This is a genomic window from Streptomyces boncukensis (assembly GCF_011045075.1).
GTDB classification, from domain to species: domain Bacteria; phylum Actinomycetota; class Actinomycetes; order Streptomycetales; family Streptomycetaceae; genus Streptomyces; species Streptomyces boncukensis.
Window position 1 is genome coordinate 1 of record NZ_JAAKZZ010000771.1, and the last position, 2,507, is coordinate 2,507.

The following is a 2,507-nucleotide window of genomic DNA, read 5'->3' on the forward strand; positions in this document are numbered from 1 at the left end:
CCAGCCCCGTTTTCACGATCGTGTTGGGCCGGTGTGTGGCCAAGCCGGGGAACGAAAAAGGCCCCCACCCCGGTTTCCCCAGGTGAGGGCCTTGATCATGAAGGGTGAATGACGGGACTCGAACCCGCGACATCCTGGACCACAACCAGGTGCTCTACCAACTGAGCTACATCCACCACGGCCGCGTCGGTGAGGAGCCCTCCCCGCGTCGGCCTCCACGAGTGTACAGGGTCCGAAGAGGTGCTCGCTCACACGTTTCGCGGGAGCACATGGCGGGCCGCGAGTCGTTTGGCGGTGTCGGAGTCCGGGCCGGGCTGCGGGACGAAGACGGCTTCGCGGTAGTAGCGGAGCTCCGCGATGGACTCGCGGATGTCGGCCAGCGCGCGGTGGTTCCCGTTCTTCTCCGGGCTGTTGTAGTACGCCCGCGGGTACCAGCGGCGGGCCAGCTCCTTGACGGAGGAGACGTCGACGATGCGGTAGTGGAGGTGGGCCTCCAGGTCGGGCATGTCCCGGGCCAGGAAGCCGCGGTCGGTGCCGACGGAGTTGCCGCACAGCGGGGCCCGCCCGGGTTCCGGTGCGTACTTGTGTACGTATGCCAGAACCCGGGCCTGGGCATCCTCCAGGGTGGTGCCCCGCTCCAGCTCGGCCAGCAGGCCGGAGGCGGTGTGCATCTCGCGCACCACCTCCGGCATCGCCGCCAGGGCCGGGGCGGGCGGGCGGATCACGATGTCCACGCCGTCGCCGAGCACGTTCAGCTCCGAGTCGGTGACCAGCGCGGCCACCTCGATGAGCGCGTCATCGGACAGCGAGAGCCCGGTCATCTCGCAGTCGATCCACACCATGCGATCGTTCATGCAGCTCACCCTACGGGACCCGGGACACCGCTCAGCCGGGGCCGCGTCCCCGCTGTCCGGGCAGCCGGGACGCGTACACGTCCGACTCCGGCTTGCCCGGCTCCGGGCGCTGCTGCTCCCTTCCGCGCACCTCCCTGCACTCGCGTGCCTCCCGGTACTCCCGGTACTCCCGGGCCTCGCGGTGGTCCCGTACCTGCGTACGGGCGTCGCGAGGCTCCCGCAGCGGCTCCGGTCTGGATCCGCCCGGCTCCGCCGCGTACGGCGGGCCGCCCGGGTGCTGCTCCGGTATGCGCAGCACCCGCTCGCCCTCGATGCCGTCCTCCTCCCCATCCGGGCGCCGGGCCCGGTACGCGGCGCGGTAGGCCGCCGGAGACGCACCGAGCTGCCGGCGGAAGTGGCCGCGCAGGGCGACGGGCGACCGGAAGCCGCACCGGCCCGCGACCTCGTCCACCGAGTAGTCCGACGTCTCCAGCAGCCGCTGGGCCTGCAGCACCCGCTGGGTGATCAGCCACTGCAGTGGAGCGCTCCCAGTGAGAGACCGGAAGCGCCGGTCGAAGGTGCGGCGGCTCATATAGGCGCGCGCGGCCAGCGTCTCGACGTCGAACTGCTCGTGCAGGTGCTCCAGCGCCCACGCGACGACCTCCGCGAGCGGGTCGGCACCGATTTCCTCTGGTAAGGAGCGGTCGAGGTGGCGCGGGTGGCCGCCGGTCTCCTGGCCGTTGCCGCGCCGGGGCGGGACGACGAGACGCCGGGCGAGCGCGCCGGCGGCCTCGGCCCCGTGGTCCGTCCGGACGACGTGCAGGCACAGGTCTATGCCCGCCGCCGTGCCGGCCGAGGTGAGGATGTCGCCGTCGTCCACGAACAGCTCCCGCGGGTCGACGTGGACGGCCGGATAGCGCTTGGCGAGCGTCGGCGCGTACATCCAGTGGGTGGTCGCCGGTCGCCCGTCCAGCAGTCCCGCCGCCGCGAGCACGAATGCGCCCGTGCACAGTCCGATGACGCGCGCCCCCTCCTCGTGTGCGCGGCGCAGCGCCTCCAGAGCCGCCGCGGGCGGTGGTTGGGTGATGGAGCGCCAGGCGGGTACGACGACGGTTCCCGCACGGGAGATCGCCTCAAGTCCGAACGGCGCGCTCAGCTGGAGCCCGCCGGTGGTACGCAGTGGTCCGTCTTCACCCGCGCATACCAGAAGCCGGTAGCGGGGAACTCCCGCGTCTTGGCGGTCGATTCCGAAGACGGAGAGCGGGATGGAACTCTCGAAGATGGGACCACCGCTGAAGAGCAACACCGCCACGATCTCGCGCCGGCGGCGCGCGGCCAGCTTACGCGTCTCTACCGGGCCGTTCGTGGAGTCCTGGCTCATTGGAACTAAGCCCCCCTCAATCGTCGTGTTCCTCTCGGTCCATGCACATTCCCCCGGTCTCCCCCGCGGCCAAAGCCAAGATCGAATCTACTGGGTCGGATGAGGTTGGCGGTGCAAGTTCGGCATCCGACGCTATGTCGACAAGGCAACTTGGCGTGAAGCATTCGATCACGAAGCGTTTCACTCTGTGGCGCTGCTGGGAAGTGCGCATGCCCTCTCTGCCCCGTCACCGTAGGGTGCACACCCGTGTGTCGCTCCTTTCGTTGCTGGTGGCAGGGGGGTTGGGGGAGTGG

General features: G+C 70.3%; 2 protein-coding genes and 1 tRNA gene. All 3 read right to left on the bottom strand.

The genetic code is table 11. The features are described from left to right. Nucleotides 1-103: 103 nt before the first annotated feature. Nucleotides 104-176: transfer RNA gene (locus tag G5C65_RS35365), tRNA-His, on the bottom strand. A 72-nt stretch (nucleotides 177-248) separates the two neighbouring features. Next, nucleotides 249-854 carry an oligoribonuclease gene (gene orn / locus G5C65_RS35370; RefSeq protein WP_165303152.1) on the bottom strand — a complete coding sequence of 202 codons (606 nt, stop codon included), beginning with the start codon at nucleotides 852-854 and terminating at the stop codon, nucleotides 249-251. A gap of 31 nt (nucleotides 855-885) precedes the next feature. Then, nucleotides 886-2,214, bottom strand: a complete 1,329-nt coding sequence (locus G5C65_RS35375) for a helix-turn-helix domain-containing protein (RefSeq protein ID WP_165303153.1) — start codon at nucleotides 2,212-2,214, stop codon at nucleotides 886-888. Between the last annotated feature and the right edge of the window lie 293 nt (nucleotides 2,215-2,507).

Bases quoted from the DNA above. Each gene is read 5' to 3' on its own strand.
- G5C65_RS35375 (WP_165303153.1), bottom strand. From the start codon at position 2,214: ATGAGCCAGGACTCCACGAACGGCCCGGTAGAGACGCGTAAGCTGGCC.
- orn (WP_165303152.1), bottom strand. From the start codon at position 854: ATGAACGATCGCATGGTGTGGATCGACTGCGAGATGACCGGGCTCTCG.